Genomic DNA, 21,034 nt, shown 5'->3' on the forward strand with positions numbered 1-21,034 from the left:
TAGTCTATGAATAACGAACAGATAAGCGACCTCTTAGACGAGCGAGACGAGTACAAGTACGGCTTCACCACCGACATCGAGACGGAGTACTTGCCTAAGGGGATCGATGAAAATATTGTACGCACTATCTCTGAGATGCGCCACGAGCCGGAGTGGCTGCTGGACTTCCGTCTCAGGGCCTTCCGCGCTTGGTCCGGGATGAAAGTACCCACCTGGGGACACGTCAAGCTCCCGGAGATAGACTTCCAGGACATAATTTATTTTGCCCGACCGAAGCAGAAGAAGTCTGCCGATGAGCCAATGGACCCCAAACTGGAGGAGACCTTCGAGAAACTTGGCGTCCCGGTAATGGAGCGGAAGATCCTTGCCGGCTATGCCGTTGATGCGGTCATGGACTCTGTCTCCGTCCGCACTACCTTCCGTAAGCAACTAGCGGAGAAGGGGGTGATCTTCTGCCCCATCAGTGAGGCCGTCAGGGAGCATCCCGACCTGGTGCGGAAGTACCTCGGTATGGTCGTTCCCCCGACAGATAATTTCTTTGCTGCACTCAATTCGGCTGTCTTCGGCGACGGCTCATTTGTCTACATCCCTAAGGGTGTACGCTGCCCGATGGAGCTGAGCTCGTACTTCAGGATCAATGCACTGAATACGGGACAATTTGAGCGCACCCTGATCGTAGCCGAGGACGACTCTTACGTCTCCTACCTCGAGGGCTGCACCGCCCCGCAGAGGGACGAGAACCAGCTCCACGCTGCCATCGTCGAGATCGTGGTGGAGGAAAATGCGGAGGTCAAGTACTCCACGGTGCAGAATTGGTACCCCGGTGACAAGGAGGGCAAGGGAGGAGTCTTCAATCTCGTCACCAAGCGGGCCCTCTGCCGAGGCAATGGGTCAAAAGTCTCTTGGACTCAGGTGGAGACCGGATCGGCCATCACCTGGAAGTACCCCAGCTGCATCCTCAAGGGAGACAACTCGGTGGGCGAATTCTACTCCGTTGCCGTCACCAATAATCACCAGATGGCGGACACCGGGACCAAGATGATCCACACGGGGAAAAACACCCGCAGCACCATTGTCTCCAAGGGTATCTCCGCCGGTCACTCCGAGAACTCGTACCGCGGACTGGTCTACCTGGGGAAGAATGCCGAGAATGCTCGCAACTACTCCCAGTGCGACTCCCTCCTCATAGGCGACAAGTGCGGCGCTCACACCTTCCCCTACGCCGATATACTCAATGACACCGCCATCATCGAGCATGAGGCGATGACCTCCAAGATCAGCGAGGATCAGCTCTTCTACTGCCAGCAGCGGGGCATCCCCGAGGAGGAGGCGATCGGCCTCATCGTTGGCGGGTACGCCCAGGAGGTGATGGAGAAGCTCCCGATGGAGTTTGCCATCGAGGCGAAGGCTCTCCTATCCATCTCCCTTGAGGGCTCCGTGGGATAATGACACTTACTACAGATACGACACTATGTTACATATAGAAAACCTACACGCCAAGATCGGCGACAAAGAGATACTACGCGGGATCAACCTCCACATACCCGACGGCGAGATACACGCCATCATGGGACCCAATGGCGGGGGTAAGAGCACTCTCGCCAACGTCCTCACGGGACGGCCACCCTACGAGCCCACGCAGGGGAGGGTGACCTTCAATGGGGAGGACCTCCTCGAGATGAGTCCGTCACTCCGGGCACAGAAAGGGCTAATGATGTCCTTCCAGTACCCCGTAGAGATCCCCGGGGTCAGTATGACCTCTTTCCTCCGTGCCGCCCTCAATGCCAAGCGCAAGCAGGAGGGCAAGGAGCCGGTGAAGGCTGCTGACTTCCTGAAGCTCCTCAAGGAGAAGCAGAAGCAGGTGAAGCTCCCCTCCGACCTGATGAAGAGGTTTGTCAATCAAGGCTTCTCCGGCGGAGAGAAGAAGCGCAATGAGATCTTCCAGATGCTGGTCCTCGAGCCATCACTGGCGATCCTCGACGAGACAGACTCAGGTCTCGACATTGATGCACTCAGGACGGTTGCCGAGGGAGTCAATAGTATGCGCTCGCCCCACTTCTCTGCAATCGTCATCACGCACTACCAAAGACTGCTCGACTATATCCGCCCCGATGTCATCCACGTGCTGATGAATGGGGAGATCATCAGGACAGGTGGTCCAGAGCTCGCACTGGAGCTGGAGGACAAGGGCTACGACTGGCTCAGAGAGGAGCAGAAGGAGGACTGAGCTATGATGTCTAAGCAACAACAACTCACCGAGCACTTCCTTACCCTCTCGGACAGCGTCTCCACAGACTCCCCTCTGATGGCAAGTCGTCGGCAGGAGGCGAGGGAGCTTCTTCGTAAGAAGCCACTTCCCAAGCACGGTCCGGAGCACTACGCCCACTTTGACCTGGGGATCTTTGACGACACCGAGCTGCGTCAGTCCCCTATAGCGGAGAGCGACCTATCTCCCTACCGACTCCTTGACGACAGCTGTCTTCTCTGCTCAGAGGGGACAGAGATAGAGGGCTGCTTTGTCGGACCACTGAGCCGCTTTGCTGAGCTGTATACTGAGCCGGCTAAGCTCTTTGGCACTCAGCATGACCTGAGAGATCGGGCTGTCCCCTCACTGACCGACCTGCTGGCTGAGGAGGCCATGGTACTCTACGTGGAGCCACGTTGCCGGGTGGAGGTGCCGCTTGAGCTTATCTATCTCCTCGGTCGCGGTCTCTCCGCACGACACTTGCTGATCATCTGCGATGAGGAGAGTCGGGTGACCATGATGCAGTCGCACCGCAACCTTCCCGAGGAGGGTGCTGCTGCCCTCATCACCACCGAGATCTACGTCCGAGACCGAGCTGATCTGCACCTCTACGACTACATTGAGCAGACTCACGGGACACGCCTGCTCCACAACGTCCACGCCCGGATCGGTGAGGAAGCGCGTATGACCCTGACTGAGATCGTCTCGCACCCCGAGCGGACGAGGATCAATCTCTTCATCGACCTGGCCGGCAAGCACGCCGACCTGCAGATGGACGGACTGGCAATCCTGCGCGATGACAACCTCTGCGACATTTGGTCCAATATCTTCCACAGCGAGACCGACGGGCACACGGACGAGCTCTTTAAGTACACCCTCTCGGATCACTCCGTGGGGAGCTTCTCCGGGATGATCTACGTGGAGCCCGGTGCGATCCGGACGGATGCTGACCAGCATAATCGAAATCTCCTGCTCTCCAAGGAGGCAAAGATGTACTCCAAGCCTCAGCTGGAGATCTATGCTGACGATGTCAAGTGCTCTCACGGACTGGCAACCGGTCTGCTGGACGAGGCAGCGCTCTTCTATATGGAGCAGAGGGGTATCCCCGAGGATGAGGCGCACGATATGCTCACATCCGCCTTTGTCCACGATGTACTTGTCCGCATCCCCGATGAACAACTCCGCGAGGTGCTGACGGCGAAGGTAGATGCCCGCCTCCAGCGACGCAAGTAACACACTCACATAGCAAGCAAGGGTCGATGTCTCTCTTGGATGAGAGACATCGACCCTTTTTTATGCGGTTGCATGGAGATCACCTCTGCTAATCGGGCTCCAAAAGGCACGTGCACACTAAGCTGACCATCAGCAGATGGCAATCACCCTCTTCTAATACCGATATTAGACTTCACTAATACCGATATTAGATTTCACTAATATCGGTATTAGTCTGAGGGCACAGACTTGCGCGCCTCCGACGATTGCCCCAGCAGGGAGGGGATCCACCACCAAGTGAGCTGAGCTTAGCCCTTGATCACTGCGAGAGGTGCAAGACGCACTAGCGGCCGCACCAGATCTTGCTGCTTAGCGATCACTTCCTCGATGTCCTTATACGCCCCGGGAGCCTCATCAAGCCCCTTCTCCGTCAGCTCGTAGAGTACGCCAAGCTCATCCATCTGAGCCTGTTGCTCCTCGAGCGAGAGCTGACGGAACGCTGCCCTCCTGCTGAGCCTTCGCCCCGCCCCGTGGGAGCAGCTCATAAAGGAGTCGGGACAGCCAAGCCCCTGGACGATGTAGGAGTGTGCGCCCATAGAGCCGGGGATGATCCCCACCTCGCCCTCATAGGCTCGGGTGGCACCCTTACGGTGGACGATTACGTACTCACCAAAGTGCTTCTCCCAGGCAGCGTAGTTGTGTGGGACATTGATCAGCGGATCAAAGTCCACCCCGGGGCAGAGAGTCCGAAGTCCCTCCTTCACCACCTCCATCATCTCCCGACGATTGGCAAAGGCGAAGTCCTTGCAATACTCCATCTCTCGCATATAGTCCTTCCCCTCCTGCGTCTCTATGGGGAGGAATGCGAGGTCCGGCTGCCGGTCGGCATACCACCTATCGCACCACTGCTCTGCCAGGTGATTGTAGTGCTCCGCCACCTTTAGCCCCACATTTCGGCTGCCAGAGTGGATCATCACCCAGATCTCATCAGTCGAGGTATCTCGCTGGATCTCGATAAAGTGGTTGCCCCCACCCAGTGTGCCTATCTGCCGTAGCAGTGCCTGCTTCTTGCTCCTCAGGCAGGGCAGGTCGTCAAGCTCTCGGTCGGGAAGCAGGCTCTCATCCAGCGACACCTCCCTGCTGTCGAAGCCCAGAGGGATCCGCTCCCTCGCATAGGTCACCAAAGCGGAGAGACGCTCCCGTGGCAGGTCCTCCGTCGTGAGGCTTGTCCGGAGGGCACACATCCCACAGCCGATGTCGACACCGACAGCATTGGGGATCACGACACCTCGCGTCGCGAGGACACCACCGACTGGCATGCCCTTTCCGGTGTGAGCGTCCGGCATCACAGCGATGTGCTTGTATGCGTAGGGGAGCGATGCGAGCGTGATGATCTGCTCTAAGCAGGAGTCCTCCACCTCACTCAGCCACATCTTAGCAGGCACCTTAGTGCCCATCACAACTTTCTCTATCATAGCAGTATACTCTTTGTAGATAAATATCTGAGGCAAAGGTAGAGAGCCACTACGCCACCTATTGGCGTAGTACATTAATCTCCTTACATTTGTATCAAAAGAATATCACTATGCCGATCAATAGAAATGCGCTCCTGAGGATGCGGACCATAGACGCCTGCCTCCGCCGTCGCCACCGCAGCTGGACCATAGAGGATCTCCGCTCTGCTTGCGAGGATGCCCTCTACGAGTACGAGGGGACCTCGGGTGTGAGCCTGAGGACGATACAGCGGGACATCGAGCTTATGCGAAGCGATAAGCTGGGGTACAATGCACCGATCGAGGTAGTCGATCGCAAGTACTACCGCTATGGTGACCCGGACTACAGCATCAGCAGTATCCCTCTGACACACGAGGAGCTGTCAGAGCTGACCGGCGCACTCGACATCCTGAGTCAGTATAGTGGCTTCAGGGGTCTCTCAGGGCTGGATGAGACTCTTACGAGGATTGAGGACAGGATCCGCAGCGGGAGCGAGGGGCAGCAGCAGGTGGTTTTTCTTGATACCAATGAGCAGCTAAAGGGACTGGAGCTGCTAAGCCCGCTCTACAAGTCCATCGTCAACCGCTGTGCCCTACGAGTCCGTTACTGCTCCTTCCGCTCCGGCCGAGAGATCGAGATCTGCCTCTCCCCTTATCTCCTCAAGGAGTACAACAATCGGTGGTTTCTCCTGGGACATGAGAGAGGTCACAGCGGGATCCTCACGCTGGCACTCGACAGAATGGTTGGTGTGGAGGAGGACAAGGAGGGGAGGTATAAGGAGAATATCTACTTCGACCCGGTCACCTATCTGGATGATATGGTCGGCGTGACACGCGATTTGACGTCGGAGCGTGAGCGGGTAGTCCTCTGGGTCGATGCCTGCCAAGCACCATATGTCCTCACGAAACCCCTTCACCCACGGCAGGAGCTGATGGAGGAGCGGGAGGACGGCAGCATCGTCGTGGCACTGGAGGTGATCTGCAACCTCGAGCTGGAGCGACTGATACTTGGCTTCGGGAGCCACATCAGCGTCCTCTCACCCAAGAGGCTAAGGGACCGCATCGCCCGCCAAGTCATGATGATGGTCACCCGATATAAGGAGTAGCGCACCGCTATAGAAAAGAGCGTGGAGCTGGTTATAAGTGGCTCTTCCACGAGCGATGCACTAACCAACTCCACTAACAAGCACACTTCAACTGAACGGCTTGCTAACGCAAAGTTACTGAAAGGGTTGGGAAATCCTACAAACCTACGAACTACTCTTTAACAAATCTGAAACAACTGACTCAGATGGTCAGGCTATCCGTTTCTGCGAGGCTGAGAGAAGAAGGTGAAGAAGTTGAGGTACATGCTATATGGGCGGTGAAAGCGCACGACTGACTCTCCAAACAGCGATCCAATTTCGCTGAGGTCAGAGAGAAAGTCGCACGCCTTGATCTTACGACAAAGATAGTGAGAAATATTGTCGCACCTAAAGAGAGCTTGGGCGCATCTCGCTGAAGTACACAGAAATCTAAGCGATGGGAAGTGTAGCGAACCGGAGCGGTGTACGCCACAGCAAGCAGATTGTAGATAAGGTCCTTCGTCAAGCCGGCTCTAATCGCTACAATAATAGAAAGAAAATCCAAGTCTAAGCAGAAGCCCGTCAGACCAATCCCGACAGGCAGCTTCTACTAAACTTGGATCTCATTGCAAATGTACAAGAAAGATCAGAACAGACAAAACGTTGGAATGAGATGATTGCTCGTGCTTAAGCCACAAGTGTAAAAGGATGAAGACAAAGAGGAAGCTTTGGATTGGCTTGGCATTGCTCCTCCCAAGGGAGCATCCGCACAAGTTAATCCAAAGCTTAGTGGTATTGCAAATGTAATAAATGGCGTTGGGAACCCAAAGGCAGATAAAGCAACGCCCACGGATCCGAAGATCAATTTTCCCAGGGCTGAGCGATTCGGAGATATGCTTGGAGCGGCAGATGCAACAAGAGACTTCTACAAACTTCAAGAGAGTTTAGGCGTATCTCGCTGGAGTGCATACAAATCTAAGGCACACCTTGAGGATGGGCGATATGGCAAACCGAGCATAGCGGTGTACGACACGGAGCGAGGATTGCCAACAAGGGGACTCTAATCGCAACAAGAATAGAAAAGCTGGTCGATCTTGTGAACCGACCAGCTGAGAGCTTTATTTAAATTCGGGGCAGAGCCATCGGTCGTACCTGATCCATCTGTTGCTCAGCCCAAAGATACAAGACTTATGGAGATCCTACACGGAGGTGCTGACGGGGAGCTTCTATCGGGCGTACGGAGAGGCGAGACGAGATCGTGGAGGAGATGAGGCGCCTTGGGCTGAGGGTGACTGCTGAAGTAGTCTGCCATTTTGCTATCTTTGCTAAGACAAGTTTTGAGCCTACACTATATTGTAAAGCATGGAATCATCTGATCAGAAGGAAATCCTACTGGCGGTCTTCAATGGCACCGATCGCCCCGGCGTCACTGCAGCCATCACCACTGTACTTGCGAAGCATGACTTGACGATCCTCGACATAGGACAGGTCGACATCCATAAGCACCTCACCCTCGGCGTCCTCTTCTCTGTCTCCTCCAGTGGCAGTGGCAACGTGCTGAAGGACCTGCTCTTCTGCGCCAATGATCTCGGCGTGACGGTCACCTTCCGCATCATTGATCCCGACAGCTACTCGGAGTGGGTCGGCAATCAGGGGAAGAACAAGTACATCATCACGCTCCTCTCCAAGACCATCACCGCCGATATGGTGGCAGCGATCACCAAGGAGGTGGCAGACCAAGGGATGAATATCGACTCTGTGGATCGCCTGACCGGGCGCATTCCCTTGGTGGAGAATCAGAGGCACCCAAGGGCCAGTATCGAGATCTCCCTCCGCGGGACCCCCAAGGATCAGGTCGCTATGCAGCGACATATCATCCGCATATCTGACGAGCACCATATGGACGTCTCCTTCCAGCAGGATAGCATGTTCCGCCGGATGAGACGCTTGATCTGCTTCGATATGGACTCGACCCTCATCAAGACTGAGGTGATCGATGAGCTTGCCGGTAGGGCAGGTGTCGGGGATCAGGTAAAGGAGATCACCGCCCGCGCTATGCGTGGCGAGATCGACTTCCGAGAGAGCTTCAAGGAGCGCGTGGCACTTCTCAAGGGGCTTGACGCAAGTGTTATGCATGATATTGCCGTCAACCTGCCTCTTATGGATGGTCTGGAGCGGACGATGCATATCCTCAAGCGTGTCGGCTTCAAGATTGCCATCCTCAGCGGTGGCTTCACCTACTTCGGTAATTACCTTAAGGATCTCTTTAACCTCGACTACGTCTACGCCAATGACCTCGAGATAGGGCCGGACAATAAGCTGACAGGGAGATACATCGGTGAGGTGGTAGACGGACGACGTAAGGCGGAGCTCCTGAAGCTCATCGCCCAGCTGGAGAAGGTCGACATCCGGCAGACCGTGGCTGTCGGCGATGGTGCAAACGACTTGCCGATGCTCTCCACGGCAGGGCTGGGCATAGCCTTCCATGCTAAGCCCAAGGTACAGGAGAGCGCCAAGCAGTCCATCACCACAACCGGGCTGGATGGCATCCTCTACTTCTTAGGGTATAAAGACTCACAGCTTGACGAACTACAATTCTCTAACATCCAATAAATCATGATCACCCACATAGTCCTCTTCCAGCTCGACGACAAGCTCGCTGGCGAGGAGAAAGAGTTGCACCTTGCAGCACTGAAGTCAGACTTCGAGCAGCTGCCTCACACCATCAAGGAGCTGGTGGACCTGCGCATCGAGATCAATGCCAACCCCTCGGAGAAGTATGACCTCGCCCTCATCGCTCACTGCGAGGATCTGCAGAAGCTCCACGACTACGCCACCCACCCCGATCACGTCGCACTGGTAGGTAAGTACATCAAGCCCTATCTTGTCTCCCGAGCCTGCGTTGACTACAGGGGCTGAGAGCCACATCCTCTCATCTCCCATAGGTTCCATGAGGGTGATCATAGATCCACACACGCTGGATCTGTGGTCGTGTCTGCCGGCTCCCGAGGAGATCCCTGAGGAGGTGCCCCTGCTTGCAGACCTCCAGAGGGCGCTGTCCCTCTGTCGTCCCCTGCCGAGTGGGTACAGGATCCACCAGGCAAGCCCCGACTGGGCGCCACACTTCTGGGACCTCCTCTCCACGATCAGGGCGGGTCAGACCATTACTTATGGGCAACTCTGCCGACTTAATTCGCTCACCCTTGGATATGCGAGGGCAGTCGGGCATCTCTTATCCCAAAATAGATACGCCATCCTCCTACCCTGCCACCGAGTATTACCGGCAGACCACTCCATAGGGCACTACCGCTGGGGCAGCGAGAGGAAGAGGTTACTCCTTGATCACGAGAGGGAGCATTCCGATGAGATCTGATAATGCCTCCGCCACCGATGGTCATGCGATCGAGCTTATGTGTGCCGATCTAATGCGCCAAAAGGGCTACACCATCATTGCACAGAATTACCGGTCCGGACCTCTGGAGCTGGACCTGATCGTCATGGAGGGCACCACACTCTGCTTCATCGAGATAAAAGCGAGGAGTAACCTCGGTGCCCTTCGGGACCTCGAGTCGCTGATCACGGCACAGAAGCAACTCAATATCCTGCGAGCTGCCAAGGCTTTCCTCCAGGACAAGAAAGGGGGGAGACACCTGGTCTACAGCGACATCCGCTTTGACTACCTCCTGATCTATGTACCGAAGGATGGCAGGGAGCCCGGCTACAAGATCTTCCGCAATGCCATCTACGATATGCCTCCGGGATATGAGGATATCCGCTTATAAGTAAGAAGAGTGATCCCTACGGAGAGCGTCACATCAGCTAGCGTAGCACTGACGGAAAGAGGATGGCGCAAGGGCTCTAAGTAAGGAAATAGGTATATTTGCGTAGAAGTAAAATCAAAGAACTAAAGTATCGAGAACAGATGGAGTATATCTCGCTGGACACTAAGAACGCTCTGTGCAACAATGATCTGCAGGCAGAGTACCGCTCCCTCATCAAGGAGGCCGATGCGGCTCATGAGTCACTCTACACAGGAGATCGCCCGGGGAATGACTTCCTCGGATGGGTCTCCCTGCCCTCTTCGATCACAGAGGAGACGCTGAGTGAGATCGAGGAAGCGGCGAAGCCCCTACGGGAAGACTGCGACTTTGTAGTCTCCGTCGGCATCGGTGGCTCCTACCTCGGGATCCGTGCGGTCTACGATGGCGTGAGAGACTCCTTTTCCAACTACAAGGAGCAGAGCGGGCCCAGACTCCTCTTTGCCGGCAATCAGGTGAGCGAGGACTACCTCTCCGAGCTGATTGACCTCCTGAGGGGACGCAAGTTTGGCATCATCAATATCTCCAAGAGCGGTACGACGACAGAGCCCTCTATTGCCTTTAGGCTCCTGAAAGAGCTCTTGGAGTCACAGGAGGGAGTAGACTTTGCGCGCAAGCACATCATCGCCATCACCGATGCACACAAGGGAGCTCTACGCAAGCTCTCCGATGATGAGGGCTACAAGACCTTCGTTATCCCGGATCCGGTAGGCGGGCGATTCACAGTTCTCACACCGGTCGGGCTGGTGCCTCTCGCAGCTGCCGGCTGCGACATCCGATCATTAGTGAGAGGGGCGCAGGATATGGAGAGGCACATTGGGCGAAGTGTCAAGGGAGAGGATAATATGGCTGTCCAATATGCCGCGACCCGCAATACGCTCTACCATAATGGGAAAAAGCTGGAGATACTGAATAACTTCAATCCCCGCTTCCACTACATCGGTGAGTGGTGGAAGCAGCTCTTCGCTGAGAGCGAGGGCAAGGACGGGAAGGGCATCTTCCCCACCTTAGCCGACTTCACCACCGACCTTCACTCCATAGGACAGATGATCCAGCAGGGCGAGAGGAACCTCTTTGAGACCTTTGTAAGTGTCACGAGACCGCGCCACTCCGTCATTGTGCCTGAGGATAAGGACAATCTTGACGGGCTCAATTATCTCGCCGGTAAGCATGTCGACTTTGTCAATAAGAATGCAGAGACGGGGACCATCCTCGCTCACCTTGACGGAGACGTGCCTGTGTTACGCCTTGAGATTCCGGAGCTGAGTGAGTACTATATTGGCCAGCTCTTCTATTTCTTCGAGAAGTCTGTCGGCATCAGCGGATATATGCTGGGGGTCAATCCCTTTAACCAGCCTGGTGTGGAGGACTATAAGCGCAATATGTTTGCGCTCCTTGGCAAGCCCGGCTACGAGGAGGAGACCAAGAAGATCCGGACCCGTCTCGAGGAGCAAAAGTAAGATATATGCTACAAGACTATAAGGAAAACGACGCCAAGCCGCTGATCCTCCCTCAGTACGGACGTAATGTCCAAAATATGGTCGACCGCTGTGTCGTGATAGAGGATCCCGCTACCCGTCAGCAGTGTGCGGAGACGATCATCGATACGATGCGCTCCTTTGCCACGACGGATAAGGACCGGGAGGACTTCGAGCAGATCCTCTGGGATCACCTATATATTATGTCCCGCTTCCGGCTGGATGTGGACTTCCCCTACCCCGTCACCTCTCGCGAGGAGTATGAGAAGCCGGTCGTGCCGAGACTGGATGACTGCACTCAGGAGCCTCCCAAGTATCGCCACTATGGACATACGATAGAGCGGATGGTGGAGATCGTAAAGGGGCTTCCGGAGGGCGAGGAGCGGGATGAGCTGGCGAGGATCACTGCCGTGGAGATGAAGCGCCAGTACTGCAGCTGGAATAAGTCCTCCGTCGCTGACTCCAAGATCTTTGCAGACCTCTACGAGCTCTCCAAGGGAGAGGTCTACCTCGATGAGCACATCTGCACTCTGCCTGAGGCGGGAGCTCTCACAGCCCCGACCGGCAACAGTCCCCATATGAATAATAACAATCGGAAGGGCAGCAACAACAACCGAGGGCGAGGGAATAAGGGTGGCAACCATAATAAGAAGAAAAGAAGATAAGTATCATGGGCGCATTTGTCATAGAAGGAGGTCGGCAGATGAAGGGGACCCTCGTCCCTCAGGGGGCTAAAAACGAGGCCCTTCAGGTCATCTCTGCCGCCCTGCTTACCGACCAAGAGGTCCGCATCTCCAATGTCCCTGACATCCTCGACGTGAAAAACCTCATCCGGCTGATGATGGATCTGGGGGTGAAGGTGACTAAGGAGAGCGAGGATACCTACTGCTTCCAGGCCGATGATGTCAATCTTGACTTTGCCTACTCTGAGGAGTTTCTTATCAAGTGCCGCAAGCTGAGAGGGTCGATCCTCCTTCTGGGTCCCCTACTCTCACGCTTTGGGAAGGCTGTAATCACGAAGCCGGGAGGTGACAAGATCGGTCGGCGCAGGCTCGACACGCACTTCCAAGGCTTCCAAAGTCTGGGAGCCACCTTTGACTACGACGAGGAGACAGAACTATTCTCAATGCAGGCTAAGGACGGACTACACGGGAAGTACATGCTCTTAGAGGAGGCATCGGTCACCGGTACCGCCAACGTCATCATGGCAGCCGTCCTTGCCGAGGGTAGCACCACGATCTACAACGCTGCCTGTGAGCCATATGTACAGCAGCTCTGCCGGCTACTCATCGCGATGGGGGCCAAGATAGAGGGGGTCGCAAGCAACAGACTCACGATCGAGGGAGTAGACCACCTGTCAGGAGCGGACCACACGATCCTGCCCGATATGATCGAGGTGGGAAGCTTCATCGGTATGGCCGCCATGACCGCCTCAGAGATCACCATCGTCAATCCCCACATCGAGGAGATGGCGATGATCCCCCGAGCATTTCAGCAGCTGGGGATACGGACCGAGATGAGGGGAGAGGACCTATTCATCCCGGCACAGGAGCACTACGAGATCGACACCTTTATGGACGGCTCTATACTGACCATTGCGGACGCTCCATGGCCTGGACTATCACCGGACCTAATCAGCGTGATGCTGGTGGCGGCGACACAGGCGAGAGGGAGTGTGCTCTTTCATCAGAAGATGTTTGAGAGCCGACTCTTCTTTGTGGACAAGCTGATCGACATCGGTGCACAGATCATCCTGTGCGATCCTCACCGTGCTGCCGTGATCGGGCTTGACCGCTCTCACCCATTCCGTGCCGCCACGATGGACTCCCCCGACATACGTGCAGGTATTGCGCTGCTCATCGCAGCCATGTCGGCCAATGGGACGAGCCGCATCAATAACATCGAGCAGATCGATCGCGGCTACCAGAGTATCGACAAGCGCCTCAATGCCATCGGTGCTTCGATAAGTCGCATCGACTAACGTCTCTCCGATGAAGCCCACCGATCTCCGACCGCTACCTGACCACTACATCGCCCTCGGTCCAATACTCAAGACCTATGGCACGATGGGCGACTTCATCGTCGACTCCTTCCCCGAGACGGCGCTGGACGACTACATCTTCATCGAGATAGAGGGGATCAAGGTCCCCTTTGAGATCGAGGAGTTGGTGGATCGGAGCGGTCAAGTGGTTGTCAAGGTCTCCGGCGTGGATGACGTGGAGACGGCTGAGCTATACCGTGGCTGCCCCACCTTCGTCGCACCGAGCGATCAGCACGACTTGACTCAGTATGAAGGCGAGAGTTACCAGAGCCTCATCGGATGGCGAGTCTACAGCTCTAATGACGATGCCTATCTCGGTGTAGTGGAACGGTACGATGACAGCACCGCTAACATCCTGCTCTGTGTACGCTCAGCCGATGGGATAGAGCACCTACTCCCCTGGGTGACAGCGTGGGTAGAGGCACTGGATGAGGCGCACCACATCCTTCGCCTCACCCTGCCTGAGGGCCTACTCGAGTGACTCTGTTAGAGGTAGACAAAGAGGATAATGAAGATGAATGCGGGAGGTGCCGCAAGGATCGTGCTATCGATGCGGTCCAGTATACCTCCGTGTCCGGGAAGGATATGCCCGGAGTCCTTCACATCATAGCAGCGCTTTAGCAGGCTCTCAAAGAGATCCCCACAGGTGGCAAAGAAGCCCACGATAGCAGCGAGGATGAGCCAATTAACCAAGCTGGTCACAGCCGGAAAGAAGTAGTAAAATGCCACCGCTCCCAATAGGGTGAAGGCGATACCGCCCAGTAGCCCCTCCACAGTCTTATGTGGGGAGATATGCGGCGCCATTTGATGCTTGCCGATCATACTGCCGACGCAATAAGCACCGGAGTCATTGAGCCAAATAAATACAAATATCGGCAGCAACCAGAACGTGTGGTCAAAGCTGAGCAGGTACTGCCCTGTGTCCTCCGGAGCCATATAGCAGAGAAGCATCAGCGCTCCAAAGGGCACAGTCGTGTAGAGGTGCGAGAAGAAGGCGTGCGCTATCTCCTCGATCGCATGTGGACGTCTCCGGAAGAGCTCCGTGATGATGTAGAAGAGGTAGTAGGCAACGTACGGGAGTACTGCTATCAGCAGATGCTTGTAGGTATAGCCCTGCGAGATGACGTTGAAGATGATGAAGAAGAGCACGCCTGCCATCACCGCATGCACCGTTTTGAGGATCGGGAAGTACCGATTGACCTGAGTGATGGTCTGATACTCGTAGGTGGCAAAGGATGTGAGGATGGCAAAAATAGCCGCCATCATATTGACCGAGTCCGTCAATATCCCAAAGAGAATGATCGAGACGTAGAGGACTCCTGTGATCAGGCGGGCGAGGAAAGATCTGACTTTACTGGACATAGGGAGCTTATTCGTTTGTATCGAGGGTCTTGAAGTCTACCAAGAGCGGGTTATGATCGCTGCACTCCTTGTGGCTCGGGATCTCTGCGGCCATAGCCTTCACTGGACCGTCGTAAAAGAGGTGATCTATTCTAAATGCATACAGTGGCTCATTAAATGAAACCCCCATCCCCTTACCAGTCTCCACAAATGCGTCACTGCGGTCATCCCTGATGCGAGAGTAGCAGTAGGACATAGGCGTATCATTAAAGTCACCACAGATGATGGTGTATGTAGGTGCGAAGTCTCGCTGCAGAGATCTCACCTTATCTCGTACAGCATTGGCCGCACCGGCTCTCATGTTAAGCGACGGACCCAGTCTCCGCTTGATCGCGAGTAGGCGAGACTTCATCTCCTCCAGGCTCGGCTTCGTAAGGTAGCCACGGAAGGTCTCCTTCTCCTCCGATGCGAGGCTATAGCTCTCCATATGGTTATTGACCAAGAGGAGGGAGCGGTCCGGTGCGATCCTGAGGAGGTACCAGGCGGAGCCATTGGTGTAAGACTTATAGTCGATCATACCGCCGTCGATGATGTCGTATCGGCTGAGGAGTAGCAGCCGATCATCTGAGTAGTAGCGACGGTGGGGATAGCGCTGCAGGAGCCTCCTCCCCTCCTCACCATATCCTCCTATCTGACTCGGGGAGACCCCCTCTTGCAGACAGATGATATCGGCTCCCGATTGCTCAAGGATGTGAAGAGCTGCCGGAGTGCCGGCATCATCCTTGAGAGCCATATTAGCAACATTGTACGAGACGACTCTCAGATCCCTCGCCTCACTCAGTGAAGTACTGTGGAGTGGGAAAAAGGTAAGGATATAGCCTCCACTCAAGACCAGTAGGAGCACGCAAGCAACAGCAGACCTCCAGAGTCTCATCACCAGCGCAACTACGAGGAGAAGGAGGATTGCCACGAGGAGAAAGGGGAAAGAGAGATTGAGAAAGGAGGGGATCTGAGTCCTGAGCGGTGAGACAGAGGGCGAGAGCATCGCTCCCCCATAGAGGAGAAATACCAGCGCCATCACCACTATCCAGACGATCCGTCCGGTGGTGCTCAGCAGGCTTGCTCTATGCCTCCGATCTCCCATGGAAAGTATCAGAAAAACTCCTGTACCCCGTCGCGTACCCGCTTCTTGTCCCGCTTGCGCCAGTACTTGATGAGCAGGTAGCCAAAAATCATCCCCCCAAGGTGGGCGAAGTGAGCGACGTTGTCTCCGGTCTGTGACACACCGGCAAAGAGCTCCATAATGCCGTAGCCGATGACCATCCACTTAGCCTTGATCGGGATAGGGATAAACATAATGAAGAGAGGCGCATTGGGATATAGCATCCCAAAAGCAAGGAGGATCCCAAAGATCGCTCCACTCGCCCCCACCGTGATCAGGTAGTCCCCATAGTACGCCAGCGCCTCAGGTGACATCCCGATACCCCAGACAACCTCCTGCACCAATGCCGCACCCAAGCCACAGACAAAATAGTAGATCAGATACCTCTCCGCACCCCAGGTCCGCTCGATCACAGTGCCGAACATCCAGAGTGCAAACATATTGAAGAAGAAGTGGCTGAACCCACCATGCATAAACATATAGGAGACAAACTGATAGATCCTAAAGCTAGGAGCCTGCCAGTAGTGCAGCCCTAGAAAGAAATTGAGATCTATACCCACCCTCTGACAGAGCCAGAGAGCGATCAGCATCACTCCATTGACGCATATCAGTGACATCGTCACCGGTGGCATAAGAGCCGAGTCTCCTATTCGCATAAGTGGTAATCCGTTATTGCTTATTCTTATTCCTTACCTGATCCATCTCACCGGATCAGAGGGTCTTGTCCCAGGGCGTAGAGTAGTCCTGGAAGCCCTTATACACCATCGGGATACGGTCGATCACATCAGAGGCTGTAAGCGTCTCCTCAGACGCCTCATTCCGATAGAGATCCGCTGCATAGCCATGGATAAAAACCGACTCCACACAAGCGTGCAGGGGCTTAATGCCCTTGCCGAGCAGCGCAAGCATGATCCCCGTAAGCACATCACCTGTGCCTGCCGTGGCGAGACCCGGATTGCCGGACGAATTGATGATCACACGTCCCCGCGGAGTACAAGTGGCGGTAAAGGCTCCCTTGAGGACAATATAGCATGCGTAGCGAGAGGCCATCTCGACCGCCTTCATCAGTCGCTCGTAGTCGGTCTCAGAGGGACCGAAGAGGCGATCAAACTCCCCTGCATGTGGAGTAAGTATCGATCCGGCAGTAAGTGCGCTAAGCTTTTCAGGGCACATAGATAGATGATAGAGTGCATCCGCATCGAGTATCATGGGGCGGGTACTGCTCTCGATGAGCTCCATAAGAGCGTGCCCGGTGGCCTCACTCCGCCCTAGGCCAGGCCCTACGGCTATGGCATCATAGAGCGAGAGATCCTCACTGGTGCCGGTGAAGCCCTCCGTAGAGTGATCCTCGGTGACCAGTGCCTCAGGTACAGCGAGGTGCATCATCGTATCCGCTCCGGCAGGGAGATGGATGGTCAGGTGCCCGGTCCCGGCACGCATCGCAGCCCGAGCAGCGAGGATCGAGGCGCCCATCATCCCCTTGGATCCGGCGATGAGGAGCGTCCGCCCATAGTCGTACTTATTGGTGAAGCGCCTCCGAGAGCCGAAGGCACCCTCCATATCTCCGTCCTCAAGGAGGTAGTACTTCACATCGCTCGTGAGGGAGTTGTCATCCAAGCCGATACTAAGGACCTTCCAGTCCCCCACGAGTGCCGCATTCTCTCTCAGGAAGAAGGCCAGCTTGGGAGAGTGAAAGGCGTAGGTCGCACTGGCATGGATGACAGCCTCAGGGTCATTGTCCCTATTATCCTCAGCACAGAGACCGGATGGCATATCGAGAGAGATGACAAAGGGGCGCTTCTTATTGATGAATCGGCAGACATTGGCAAGGCTACCGGTAAAGCGACCACTCTGCTCCGTGCCGCAGATCCCGTCGATGACGATCGTCCTATGATCCATCTTGGGTGGGGCGAAATCCCGACTGACCTCACGCAAGACCAGTCCCGACTCCAGGGCTCTGGTCTTGGCCCAGGAGACCACCTCAGGCAGCACCCCCGAGCTACTGTCATTGAGCAAGGTGACATCGGTGGTGTGACCCAGCATATTGAGCGTGACAGCTGAGAGCAGCGCCACAGCTCCCGCCATACTCGGACCTGCAAAGACGATCAGGTGCTCCCTCGACCTCAGCTCTCTCTGTAGCTGGGTCATAAAAGCGTCAGCAAGCCTCTCCGCCAGCTGATGCTCATCCAGGGCGCCTACGCCCTCCATTGCACTGGCCAGTAGTCGCTGAGTGGTCTGATCGTTGAGTATCTTAAGCATAGTCTGCTCAGTCCGGATAATGGGTGTGTGATATAACCTGAAGAGGAGCGGCGCACCCAGTGTCACCGGATACACCGCTCCTCTATCTCTTTTTTCTTAGAAATATCGGTCCTCTATCATCTGTAGGGCAGAAATCCTCTGCTCTACGTCAAGAGGGAGAGGAGAGGGATGGCTCAGTTATGCAGACGCTCCTGCTCGGAGGCCTTCTTGTCCAGCACAATGTGGAGGACATAGCCCAGAAGGATGAGACCGAGACCTACGAATAGCCCAATATTAGCCTGTGCGCCACCGGTAATACCGATGAAGACCAGTACTCCGGCTCCGATGAGCATAACGAGGACGCCTAAGTATTTCAGGAAATTCATGATTGATATCTATTTGGTTTTTATTGTTCTGTCACAAATGTAGCAAAATAATTCGGGGTACAAAGTGCGTACACAACCCTACTTCACCACATATGTATCGAGTGACCCGGATGGGATTCAAACCCATGACCTTCAGATCCGGAATCTGACACTCTATTCAGCTGAGCTACCGGGCCCAATCCCCCTCTACGTTGCAAAGGTAGACAATTCTCTCGATATATCGAGGCAATTCATCCCCCAATGCAGGGCAATCGCCATCGAGACAACCCTCACTTACCCTCTGTATCACAGTCTCCCTTCAGGAGTCCTGAAGATGCCTCCATAGGACTATGGGTCCCAGTCATATAAAGGGAGCCTTTTCTTTTACCGATATTAGGAATTTCTAATACCGATATTAGGCGAGACTAATACCGATATTAGATTTCTCTAATATCGGTATTAGTGAGAGGGGCATAAAACTTATCAGATCGACCACTCGGCACCATCCTTGGTGTCCTTGACGACAAAGCCAAGTGCCGTCAGGCGATCTCTGATCTCATCGGAGACAGTCCAGTCCTTCCGATCCTTAGCCTGCTGACGTAGGTCAAGGAGGAGATCCATCGCGCCGTCAAAGGCCTCCTGATGCTGAGAGGACAGACCTGCATTCGCCACACGCATACCCAGCACTCCATAGAGGAACGTATCGAAGAGCTGACGTAAGTCGCTGATCTGCTCCTCCGTGAGCGGCTGATCACCATTCTTGGCGGTATTGATCACACGAGCTGCATCAAAGAGCTCCGCAACCACCTGCGGGGTATTGAGATCGTCATTGAGGTGCTCATAGGAGGCGTGGATAAAGTCCCTCACCTCAGTGGTCTGAGTGGCGGATGGCTTCAGAGTATCCAGCGCCTTGTAAGCCTCGTGGAGCCGGGTCAGTCCCTTCTCAGCAGCCTGCAGCGCCTGATTGCTGAAGTCGAGCTGACTGCGGTAGTGAGCCATAAGGACAAAGAAGCGAACCGTCATCGGATCATACGCCTGATCGAGGAGCTTGTGCTTGCCGCTAAAGACCTCATCGAGCGTGATGAAGTTCCCGAGGCTCTTACCCATCTTTTGCCCATTGATGGTGATGAGGTTGTTGTGAAGCCAGTAGTGGACCATCGGATGACCCATCGCGGCGACCGCCTGAGCTATCTCACACTCATGGTGGGGGAAGACCAAGTCTAGCCCGCCTCCGTGGATGTCAAATTGATCCCCCAGGTACTTCCGTCCCATAGCGGTGCACTCGCAGTGCCATCCGGGGAAGCCGATGCCCCAGGGACTCTTCCACTTCATGATATGCTCCGGAGAAGCCTCCTTCCAGAGGGCAAAGTCAAGCGGATTGCGCTTCTCTTCCTGACCGGCAAGCTGCCTCGTATTCGCCCGCATATCCTCTACGTTGCGACCTGAGAGGCGACCATAATTGTACTTCTTATCGTACTTCTCGACGTCGAAGTAGACCGATCCGCCCGAGACATAGGCAAAGCCATTATCCAAGATCTCCTGTGTCAGCTCGATCTGCTCCTGGATGTGGGCACTCGCCATCGGCTCAATGGATGGAGGGAGGACGTTGAGCGCCTCCATATTGTGATGATAGGCAGTCAAGTAGTGCTGCACCACCTCCATGGGCTCGATCTGCTCCAGCCGCGCCTTCTTCGCAATCTTGTCCTCGCCGTCATCGGAGTCGTGCTCGAGGTGGCCGACGTCGGTGATGTTGCGTACATAGCGGACCTTATAGTCCAGGTGTGACAGGTACCTAAATAGGATGTCAAAAGTGACGGCAGGACGAGCATGGCCCAGGTGTGCGTCACCATAGACCGTAGGGCCGCAGACGTACATACCGACATGCGGTGACTGGATCGGCTTGAAGTCCTCCAGCTTACGGTCCTCGGTGTTGTAAAACTTTAGTCCTTCCCTTATCTCTTCTTTATTTATCTCCATATCCATTTCTCATGCATTTATATATCAAGAGGCTCCACCTGCTCATCCAGGAGCAGACCTCTTGCCACCTCAGCGGCCTTGTCTCGTCCCTCGAGCTGTGACAAGATCGCCACCCCGTAGGCGAAGCAGTAGCGGGGACCTCTCGCAGTGATGATCTGTCCGTCCACCACAGCCTCGGTCTCTATGACCTCTGCTCCCTCGAGGTACTTCTCCCACCCGGGGTACGCCGTGGCTCGCTTACCACGGAGGAGTCCCATACGCCCGAGGACTGATGGAGCGGCACACATGGCACCGACCAATCGACCATCTCTCAGCTGAGAGGTGATCAGGTCCCTCACCTTGTCGCTCTGGTAGAGATTTTCTGTGCCGGTAGCTCCACCAGGTAGAGCGATGGCATCAGCGGGCTGCCTCCGGATCTCATCGATGGTATGGTCGGCAGTAAAGTGGAGCCCGTGGGCGCCCTCTACAGAGGTCGTATCGTTGATCGAGACGAAGGTCGCCTCCACGCCTCCCCGACGGAGAGCATCCCAGGCACCCATTGCCTCAGTCTCCTCAAATCCATCTGCCAGGATAATATAAGCTGTCTTTGACATATTTTCT

General features: G+C 55.2%; 21 protein-coding genes and 1 tRNA gene. 13 read left to right on the forward strand and 9 right to left on the reverse strand.

Features of this window, described 5'->3' with window-relative positions:
- The first annotated feature begins 6 nt into the window (after nt 1-6).
- Genes sufB through QZR17_RS01920 form a run of 3 tightly spaced genes read left to right on the forward strand, consistent with a single transcriptional unit; the run spans nt 7 to nt 3,478 of the window.
- On the forward strand, nt 7-1,446 hold the full coding sequence (sufB, locus tag QZR17_RS01910) for a Fe-S cluster assembly protein SufB (protein ID WP_297126934.1): 1,440 nt from the start codon (nt 7-9) through the stop codon (nt 1,444-1,446).
- Between the two features lie 25 nt (nt 1,447-1,471).
- Complete coding sequence (sufC, locus tag QZR17_RS01915) at nt 1,472-2,227, forward strand: Fe-S cluster assembly ATPase SufC (protein ID WP_297126937.1); 756 nt, start codon at nt 1,472-1,474, stop codon at nt 2,225-2,227.
- A gap of 3 nt (nt 2,228-2,230) precedes the next feature.
- Complete coding sequence (locus QZR17_RS01920) at nt 2,231-3,478, forward strand: SufD family Fe-S cluster assembly protein (RefSeq protein WP_297126940.1); 1,248 nt, start codon at nt 2,231-2,233, stop codon at nt 3,476-3,478.
- 287 nt (nt 3,479-3,765) lie between these two features.
- On the opposite strand, the gene QZR17_RS01925 is transcribed toward QZR17_RS01920, so the two are convergent.
- Entirely contained in the window at nt 3,766-4,932 is a 1,167-nt protein-coding gene (locus QZR17_RS01925) for an RtcB family protein (RefSeq protein WP_297126943.1), read from the reverse strand.
- Between the two features lie 110 nt (nt 4,933-5,042).
- Between QZR17_RS01925 and QZR17_RS01930 the strand changes: the two genes are divergently transcribed.
- The 10 genes from QZR17_RS01930 (at nt 5,043) to QZR17_RS01975 (ending at nt 13,832) form a co-directional block, all read left to right on the forward strand.
- The gene (locus tag QZR17_RS01930) at nt 5,043-6,056 is read left to right on the forward strand and encodes a WYL domain-containing protein (protein WP_297126946.1); all 1,014 of its coding nucleotides are present in this window, start codon (nt 5,043-5,045) and stop codon (nt 6,054-6,056) included.
- 686 nt (nt 6,057-6,742) lie between these two features.
- Complete coding sequence (locus tag QZR17_RS01935) at nt 6,743-7,078, forward strand: hypothetical protein (RefSeq protein WP_297126949.1); 336 nt, start codon at nt 6,743-6,745, stop codon at nt 7,076-7,078.
- A 298-nt stretch (nt 7,079-7,376) separates the two neighbouring features.
- Nucleotides 7,377-8,627, forward strand: a complete 1,251-nt coding sequence (gene serB, locus QZR17_RS01940) for a phosphoserine phosphatase SerB (protein ID WP_297126953.1) — start codon at nt 7,377-7,379, stop codon at nt 8,625-8,627.
- Nucleotides 8,628-8,630: 3 nt separating this feature from the next.
- Nucleotides 8,631-8,933, forward strand: coding sequence for a Dabb family protein (locus QZR17_RS01945; RefSeq protein ID WP_296158815.1), 303 nt, complete (start codon nt 8,631-8,633; stop codon nt 8,931-8,933).
- Between the two features lie 31 nt (nt 8,934-8,964).
- Nucleotides 8,965-9,387, forward strand: coding sequence for an MGMT family protein (locus tag QZR17_RS01950; protein WP_297126956.1), 423 nt, complete (start codon nt 8,965-8,967; stop codon nt 9,385-9,387).
- Entirely contained in the window at nt 9,377-9,796 is a 420-nt protein-coding gene (locus QZR17_RS01955) for a YraN family protein (RefSeq protein ID WP_297126959.1), read from the forward strand. The genes QZR17_RS01950 and QZR17_RS01955 overlap by 11 nt, the downstream gene beginning before the upstream one ends.
- 140 nt (nt 9,797-9,936) lie before the next feature.
- Entirely contained in the window at nt 9,937-11,292 is a 1,356-nt protein-coding gene (locus QZR17_RS01960; RefSeq protein ID WP_297127147.1) for a glucose-6-phosphate isomerase, read from the forward strand.
- 5 nt (nt 11,293-11,297) lie between these two features.
- Nucleotides 11,298-11,975 (forward strand): DUF4290 domain-containing protein, encoded by a 678-nt coding sequence (locus tag QZR17_RS01965; RefSeq protein ID WP_297126962.1) that lies wholly within the window; start codon nt 11,298-11,300, stop codon nt 11,973-11,975.
- A gap of 5 nt (nt 11,976-11,980) precedes the next feature.
- Nucleotides 11,981-13,291 carry a UDP-N-acetylglucosamine 1-carboxyvinyltransferase gene (gene murA / locus QZR17_RS01970; protein WP_297126964.1) on the forward strand — a complete coding sequence of 437 codons (1,311 nt, stop codon included), beginning with the start codon at nt 11,981-11,983 and terminating at the stop codon, nt 13,289-13,291.
- Nucleotides 13,292-13,301: 10 nt separating this feature from the next.
- Entirely contained in the window at nt 13,302-13,832 is a 531-nt protein-coding gene (locus tag QZR17_RS01975) for a hypothetical protein (RefSeq protein ID WP_297126966.1), read from the forward strand.
- 5 nt (nt 13,833-13,837) lie between these two features.
- Here QZR17_RS01975 and QZR17_RS01980 read toward each other — a convergent pair whose 3' ends face one another.
- The 8 genes from QZR17_RS01980 to QZR17_RS02015 all read right to left on the reverse strand — a co-directional run bounded on the left by QZR17_RS01980 (nt 13,838) and on the right by QZR17_RS02015 (nt 21,027).
- Nucleotides 13,838-14,713 (reverse strand): phosphatidate cytidylyltransferase, encoded by an 876-nt coding sequence (locus tag QZR17_RS01980; RefSeq protein ID WP_083289908.1) that lies wholly within the window; start codon nt 14,711-14,713, stop codon nt 13,838-13,840.
- A gap of 7 nt (nt 14,714-14,720) precedes the next feature.
- Entirely contained in the window at nt 14,721-15,836 is a 1,116-nt protein-coding gene (locus QZR17_RS01985; protein ID WP_297126969.1) for an endonuclease/exonuclease/phosphatase family protein, read from the reverse strand.
- 8 nt (nt 15,837-15,844) lie between these two features.
- Nucleotides 15,845-16,510: a rhomboid family intramembrane serine protease gene (locus tag QZR17_RS01990; RefSeq protein ID WP_297126972.1), complete on the reverse strand. Its 666-nt coding sequence runs from the start codon at nt 16,508-16,510 to the stop codon at nt 15,845-15,847.
- A 55-nt stretch (nt 16,511-16,565) separates the two neighbouring features.
- The gene (locus tag QZR17_RS01995) at nt 16,566-18,113 is read right to left on the reverse strand and encodes an NAD(P)H-hydrate dehydratase (protein WP_297126974.1); all 1,548 of its coding nucleotides are present in this window, start codon (nt 18,111-18,113) and stop codon (nt 16,566-16,568) included.
- 173 nt (nt 18,114-18,286) lie between these two features.
- Nucleotides 18,287-18,478 carry a hypothetical protein gene (locus tag QZR17_RS02000; RefSeq protein WP_297126978.1) on the reverse strand — a complete coding sequence of 64 codons (192 nt, stop codon included), beginning with the start codon at nt 18,476-18,478 and terminating at the stop codon, nt 18,287-18,289.
- Between the two features lie 102 nt (nt 18,479-18,580).
- Nucleotides 18,581-18,654, reverse strand: a tRNA-Arg gene (locus QZR17_RS02005).
- Between the two features lie 286 nt (nt 18,655-18,940).
- Nucleotides 18,941-20,434: a cysteine--tRNA ligase gene (gene cysS / locus QZR17_RS02010; protein ID WP_297126981.1), complete on the reverse strand. Its 1,494-nt coding sequence runs from the start codon at nt 20,432-20,434 to the stop codon at nt 18,941-18,943.
- Between the two features lie 17 nt (nt 20,435-20,451).
- The gene (locus QZR17_RS02015; RefSeq protein WP_297126984.1) at nt 20,452-21,027 is read right to left on the reverse strand and encodes a DJ-1 family glyoxalase III; all 576 of its coding nucleotides are present in this window, start codon (nt 21,025-21,027) and stop codon (nt 20,452-20,454) included.
- Between the last annotated feature and the right edge of the window lie 7 nt (nt 21,028-21,034).

Source organism: uncultured Porphyromonas sp. (assembly GCF_900541275.1).
In the GTDB taxonomy this organism is placed as follows: domain Bacteria; phylum Bacteroidota; class Bacteroidia; order Bacteroidales; family Porphyromonadaceae; genus Porphyromonas_A.

What these genes read in the sequence shown, in the direction of transcription:
- cysS (WP_297126981.1), bottom strand. Translation starts at nt 20,434, where the DNA reads ATGGAGATAAATAAAGAAGAGATAAGGGAAGGACTAAAGTTTTACAAC.
- QZR17_RS01950 (WP_297126956.1), top strand. Translation starts at nt 8,965, where the DNA reads ATGAGGGTGATCATAGATCCACACACGCTGGATCTGTGGTCGTGTCTG.
- QZR17_RS01965 (WP_297126962.1), top strand. Translation starts at nt 11,298, where the DNA reads ATGCTACAAGACTATAAGGAAAACGACGCCAAGCCGCTGATCCTCCCT.
- QZR17_RS01955 (WP_297126959.1), top strand. Translation starts at nt 9,377, where the DNA reads ATGAGATCTGATAATGCCTCCGCCACCGATGGTCATGCGATCGAGCTT.
- QZR17_RS01980 (WP_083289908.1), bottom strand. Translation starts at nt 14,713, where the DNA reads ATGTCCAGTAAAGTCAGATCTTTCCTCGCCCGCCTGATCACAGGAGTC.
- sufB (WP_297126934.1), top strand. Translation starts at nt 7, where the DNA reads ATGAATAACGAACAGATAAGCGACCTCTTAGACGAGCGAGACGAGTAC.
- QZR17_RS01975 (WP_297126966.1), top strand. Translation starts at nt 13,302, where the DNA reads ATGAAGCCCACCGATCTCCGACCGCTACCTGACCACTACATCGCCCTC.
- QZR17_RS01990 (WP_297126972.1), bottom strand. Translation starts at nt 16,510, where the DNA reads ATGCGAATAGGAGACTCGGCTCTTATGCCACCGGTGACGATGTCACTG.
- murA (WP_297126964.1), top strand. Translation starts at nt 11,981, where the DNA reads ATGGGCGCATTTGTCATAGAAGGAGGTCGGCAGATGAAGGGGACCCTC.
- QZR17_RS01995 (WP_297126974.1), bottom strand. Translation starts at nt 18,113, where the DNA reads ATGCTTAAGATACTCAACGATCAGACCACTCAGCGACTACTGGCCAGT.
- QZR17_RS02000 (WP_297126978.1), bottom strand. Translation starts at nt 18,478, where the DNA reads ATGAATTTCCTGAAATACTTAGGCGTCCTCGTTATGCTCATCGGAGCC.
- QZR17_RS01920 (WP_297126940.1), top strand. Translation starts at nt 2,231, where the DNA reads ATGATGTCTAAGCAACAACAACTCACCGAGCACTTCCTTACCCTCTCG.
- QZR17_RS01945 (WP_296158815.1), top strand. Translation starts at nt 8,631, where the DNA reads ATGATCACCCACATAGTCCTCTTCCAGCTCGACGACAAGCTCGCTGGC.
- QZR17_RS01925 (WP_297126943.1), bottom strand. Translation starts at nt 4,932, where the DNA reads ATGATAGAGAAAGTTGTGATGGGCACTAAGGTGCCTGCTAAGATGTGG.
- QZR17_RS01985 (WP_297126969.1), bottom strand. Translation starts at nt 15,836, where the DNA reads ATGGGAGATCGGAGGCATAGAGCAAGCCTGCTGAGCACCACCGGACGG.
- sufC (WP_297126937.1), top strand. Translation starts at nt 1,472, where the DNA reads ATGTTACATATAGAAAACCTACACGCCAAGATCGGCGACAAAGAGATA.
- serB (WP_297126953.1), top strand. Translation starts at nt 7,377, where the DNA reads ATGGAATCATCTGATCAGAAGGAAATCCTACTGGCGGTCTTCAATGGC.
- QZR17_RS01930 (WP_297126946.1), top strand. Translation starts at nt 5,043, where the DNA reads ATGCCGATCAATAGAAATGCGCTCCTGAGGATGCGGACCATAGACGCC.
- QZR17_RS01960 (WP_297127147.1), top strand. Translation starts at nt 9,937, where the DNA reads ATGGAGTATATCTCGCTGGACACTAAGAACGCTCTGTGCAACAATGAT.
- QZR17_RS02015 (WP_297126984.1), bottom strand. Translation starts at nt 21,027, where the DNA reads ATGTCAAAGACAGCTTATATTATCCTGGCAGATGGATTTGAGGAGACT.